General features: G+C 53.0%; 6 protein-coding genes and 1 pseudogene. 3 read left to right on the top strand and 4 right to left on the bottom strand.

The features are described from left to right. The first annotated feature begins 197 nt into the window (after positions 1-197). Positions 198-446, top strand: a complete 249-nt coding sequence (locus AC2FPW_RS20220) for a ParB N-terminal domain-containing protein (RefSeq protein WP_170452343.1) — start codon at positions 198-200, stop codon at positions 444-446. Here AC2FPW_RS20220 and AC2FPW_RS20215 read toward each other — a convergent pair. The 3 genes from AC2FPW_RS20215 to AC2FPW_RS20205 form a co-directional block, all read right to left on the bottom strand. Beyond that, complete coding sequence (locus AC2FPW_RS20215) at positions 438-1505, bottom strand: fatty acid desaturase (protein WP_170662691.1); 1068 nt, start codon at positions 1503-1505, stop codon at positions 438-440. The two genes, AC2FPW_RS20220 and AC2FPW_RS20215, sit on opposite strands and share 9 nt — an antisense overlap. An 18-nt stretch (positions 1506-1523) precedes the next feature. Next, a complete protein-coding gene (locus AC2FPW_RS20210; RefSeq protein ID WP_170430361.1) occupies positions 1524-1730 on the bottom strand; it encodes a cold-shock protein in 207 nt (68 codons plus the stop codon). A gap of 503 nt (positions 1731-2233) precedes the next feature. Further along, complete coding sequence (locus AC2FPW_RS20205) at positions 2234-2623, bottom strand: MerR family transcriptional regulator (protein WP_421597699.1); 390 nt, start codon at positions 2621-2623, stop codon at positions 2234-2236. A 98-nt stretch (positions 2624-2721) separates the two neighbouring features. On the opposite strand from AC2FPW_RS20205, the gene AC2FPW_RS20200 reads away from it, so the two are divergent. Beyond that, positions 2722-3045 carry a hypothetical protein gene (locus AC2FPW_RS20200; RefSeq protein WP_171238901.1) on the top strand — a complete coding sequence of 108 codons (324 nt, stop codon included), beginning with the start codon at positions 2722-2724 and terminating at the stop codon, positions 3043-3045. Between the two features lie 4 nt (positions 3046-3049). Continuing rightward, positions 3050-3268, top strand: coding sequence for a GDCCVxC domain-containing (seleno)protein (locus AC2FPW_RS20195; RefSeq protein ID WP_253284533.1), 219 nt, complete (start codon positions 3050-3052; stop codon positions 3266-3268). Between the two features lie 88 nt (positions 3269-3356). Here the strand turns inward: AC2FPW_RS20195 and AC2FPW_RS20190 are convergent. After that, a pseudogene (locus tag AC2FPW_RS20190) lies at positions 3357-4260 on the bottom strand (IS3 family transposase); the annotation flags it as partial. Positions 4261-4334 lie beyond the last annotated feature (74 nt).

Below are 4334 nucleotides of genomic sequence, written 5' to 3'. Positions count from 1 at the left end.
TAAACTTAATCAAGGATGAGCCAGAGCCTCCAGTCATAAAACCGCTCCGCTGTCCCAAATTATCTGACGACGGACAGGATTATGCATCAGGAACTGCGCGACGCTGTTCGTTCGGTTCTATGACGTACGTTCCAGCCCCCGCTTTTGTAGAGAACTCTGAACCGGAACAAATGCACGAAAGGTTGCACACGTAGCTTATGCTGGAGAAGAAACCATACCCGCTCGACCTGATCTATGTACCTGTGAAGCGTGCAAAAACACTTGATCAGCAAAAAGTCCTGACGCTGGCCGAAGATATTCTGAAGAACGGCCAGAAGACCCCGATCCAGATACGCGCGGACAACAAGAGGTTCGTGCTGATTGAAGGCCTTCACCGACTAGAGGCCATTCGCGCCCTCGGCGGTGATACTGTCGAAGCCTTTTTGGTGCGCGCCAGGCTACACTAGATGCCTATTGGAATTGGCGTTCGACAAAGCCTCGGAAAAAGTCAGCAGACGTTGACTTTTTTCATCCCAAAGATGCAATCGTGCGCAATGAAGGCTCTCATATAGAGTAATACGCTGGCAATTTTCCAACTCGGAATGGTCACGCAATACCTCGTTTAGCCGATAAAACGGTATGCGGCTGGCAAGGTGGTGAACATGGTGCACACCGATATTGGCAGAGAACCACCGCAGGATGCCTGGCAGGGCGTAGTGAGAACTTCCATAGAATGCGGCGTTCTGAAGATTCCACACTTCTTCCCGCTCCCAAGTCGTGTGTTCAAACTGGTGTTGAATATAGAATAGCCAAATACCAATCGATGCGGCGACGATCATGGTTGGAAGGAATACAAAAACCAGTACATCCAGGCCTCCGGTCCAAAAAATCAGAGCCAGGACCACCGCAATCGCGGCGTTTGTTCCCATTGCACTTGCCCAATACAGCCAGCCTGACCGCATGAAACCAAAGGGCAAGCGATTTTGAAAAAAGAACGTGTAGACCGGTACGATACAGAACAGGAAGAAGGGGTTCCGGATTAACCTGTAAGCGGCACGCCCGAACCAATTCCGTTTCAGGTATTCCTCAATGGTCAATGTAGGAATGTCACCCATACCACGCCGATCAAGGTTACCGGTTGAGGCATGGTGAATCGCATGGCTTTGCCGCCAGACGTCATAGGGTGTCAGGGCGAGAACACCCAGAACCCGGCCGGTCCAATTGCAAACGGTGCGGTTTCTAAAGAAGGATCCATGACCACAATCATGCATAATGATAAAGATACGGACCAGAAATGCGGCGTTCAGGATGGCCAATAGAACAGTGACCCAGATACTAAGGGATAGCGCAAACCACGCTGCGCCCCATAGCGCGAAAAAGGGGATGACAGTGATTGTCAGTTCAATAACGCTACGCTTCGTATCGGGCACACGGTATTGCGCGAGCGCCCGGGTCAATTCCTGCTGTTGCAACTGACTTGTTCTCCAAGGGCTTTTAGCAGCCCATTGTGCAAACGGGCACCCCATAAGGGTGCCCGTAAAAGGTCAGGCCAGTGCCAGATTGGCGGCGCTGTCGCGCCCGTCACGGCCAGCTTCGACGTCAAAAGTGACCTTCTGGCCGTCCTTCAATTCGCTGATGCCGGAACGCTCAAGTGCTGAGATATGCACGAACACATCGCGCTTGCCATCTTCAGGTTCGATAAAGCCAAAACCTTTGGTCGAGTTGAACCATTTTACTGTGCCATTTGCCATGGTGGAAGTCTCCTAATACTTGCCGCCCGCATTATTGCGGCGACTCGGCGTGGTCGGTCTGAATCGAAAGACTGAACGCCGAGTTTGGGAGACAGCAGGTCGAAAAAGAAAAACGTAAGCCCTGTGTATATGGACTTCGAGTACACACGATACAAGCCTTGATACAACGGAAAGCAACAGAAGATCTAAGTCTGCCCAGCCCAATTTGGGACAAAGATAAGCAGAACCATTGCTCTGTGGTTCGGAAATCAGAGGTCGGCTTCCGATAAAACCTGCCGAATGCGTATGCAGCAAATTGATTGCTCAGGCACGGCAGGTAGGGCTCACTGTCCGAAATCGCCGCGTGCTTCAAGAACACCGCGGCAAGGCACAAATGTTCATTGAGTGATTGAAACATTGCTAAATCAACGAGTTGACCTCTCTAACGAACGGTAGATTCTGCGCGGCCCGAATCTTGGGTCATGCTGCGTTGGCATAGGGCGACTGCGAGCCTCAAAGTGCCATTAGTAGGTCCGTATCTGCGCAAGCATCGGGCAAGAAACGTTCCCGATGTTACAGTTGGCCGTAAGTTCATTCAGGGCGGCCTCCAATCGCTTAAGTTCGATTATCTTCATACGCACATTGGAGATATGAAGCTCGGCCAGTTCCTTAACGGATTGGCAATCCTCGCTATCGCCTTCGGACAGGTTGAGAAGCACCTTTGCATCGGCAAGCGAAAAACCCAAGTCTCGGCACTTCCTTAGAAAACGAAGCCGTCCAACATCGTGCGCGGAGTACATGCGTCGATTATTCGATGCCCTTTCTGGTTTCGGCACGATCCCTTCGCGTTCGTAATAGCGGATAGTTTCAATTCCGACTCCGCTCTGCCGGGATGCTTCCCCAATCGCAAACATGTGAGATTTCCTGCCTTGATCCTGAAGTGGCTACAGACGTTATACGAGAAGTTGCTGTCTCTACAACTCCGCGCGTCATGGCTCATGAGGGAAACAGAATGCAGAAATACCTTAGCCTCAACTATTTGGGATCGCTATCAGCGCTTGGCGTCGCGACTTGCTGCGTTTTGCCCATGACAATGATGTTACTGGGGCTGGGCGGCAGTTGGTTGGCAATCTTTGGGAAGGTTGCGGCAGCGAGTTACTATGTGCTGACGATTTCAACGGCGCTCGTCGCGATATCGTGGCTGGTATCTTATCGGCGCGGTTCCTTACCGACGTTGAAATGGCGGCTTGCAGGAACGACTCTAATCAACGGCGTGGCTTGGGTCGTTGTGTTTAACGAGGCACGGATTAACGATTACCTGATCATGCAGATGTGAGACTATGACAAAACAAACTGTAGTCCTAGAAAGCACCCTGACTTGCCCGAAGTGTGGCCACAGCGAAACCGAGCAAATGCCAACGGATGCTTGCCAGTGGTTCTATGAATGCAAGTCGTGCAAAACAATTTTGAAGCCGTTGGAAGGCGACTGTTGTGTTTACTGTTCATATGCCACGGTCCCGTGTCCACCAATTCAGCTAGGCGATAGCTGTTGCGGATGAAGTGAAGGACGGCTTTGTCGGGCGAACTTGACCTGAGCCCCAAGTTACCTCCACCTCGCGGAGAGTCCTTGGGTTCGATTTGATGGCCTTACGCGGCCAGTTTGTCCATCGTTCTTTTCTCAGCAAATTCTCTGGGCGTCAGGTTTCCGAGCGCCGAATGTGGTCTGTGGGTGTTGTAGTCCTCCTGCCATTCTTCCAGCGTGTTACGGGCCTCGGCCAGTGAGCCGAAGAGCGTTTCGTTCAGACATTCATCTCGAAGCTTGCCGTTGAAGCTTTCGACGAAGGCGTTCTGCTGTGGTTTGCCGGGCGCGATATAGTGCCAGTCGATCCCAGTCTCTTGCACCCATCGCAGTATGGCCATGCTGGTGAATTCAGTGCCGTTGTCCGAAACGATTGTTCCCGGCATCCCGCGCTCGGAAATGACCCGGTCCAGTTCCCGTGTGACCCGCAAGCCTGACAGCGACGTGTCGGCCACCAGCGCCAGGTTCTCGCGTGTATGGTCATCCACCACGGCCAGGATACGGAAGCGGCGACCATCGGTCAGCGCATCAGATACGAAATCGAGGCTCCATCTCTGGTTCGGCCCATCTGGCACAACCATTGGCCTTCGCGTGCCCAGAGCCCGCTTTCTACCGCCCCTGCGGCGCACTTGGAGCTTCTCTTCGCGATAGATCCGACGGAACTTCTTGTGGTTCACTTGCCAGCCCTGCCGTTCGACCATCACATGCAGCCGCCGATAGCCGAACCGGCGACGTTCCTTGGCGACCGCCTTCATGGCATCGCGCAGCTCCGTGTCATCCGACCGACGCGTTTGATACCGCACCGTCGAACGATCCACGTCCAGAGCAGAGCAGAGCACGCCCGACGCTGGCTCACCTGATGAACCTCCATCAGATGAACCACCGCCTTCCGCTTGGCATCGGGCGTCACCACTTTTTTGAGTTCACATCCCGCAGCATTGCGTTGTCCAGCATCTGTTCGGCCAGCAACTGGACTTCGTCCCTGTTTCCGGACAGTTTCACTATTGACCCTATGCGGCCATTTTCCAAGTCATATTGTTAAAGGC

The organism is Ruegeria sp. SATB027 (assembly GCF_059613825.1).
The sequence above is the reverse complement of the archived record's forward strand: the minus strand, read 5'-3'. Positions and strand labels throughout refer to the sequence as shown.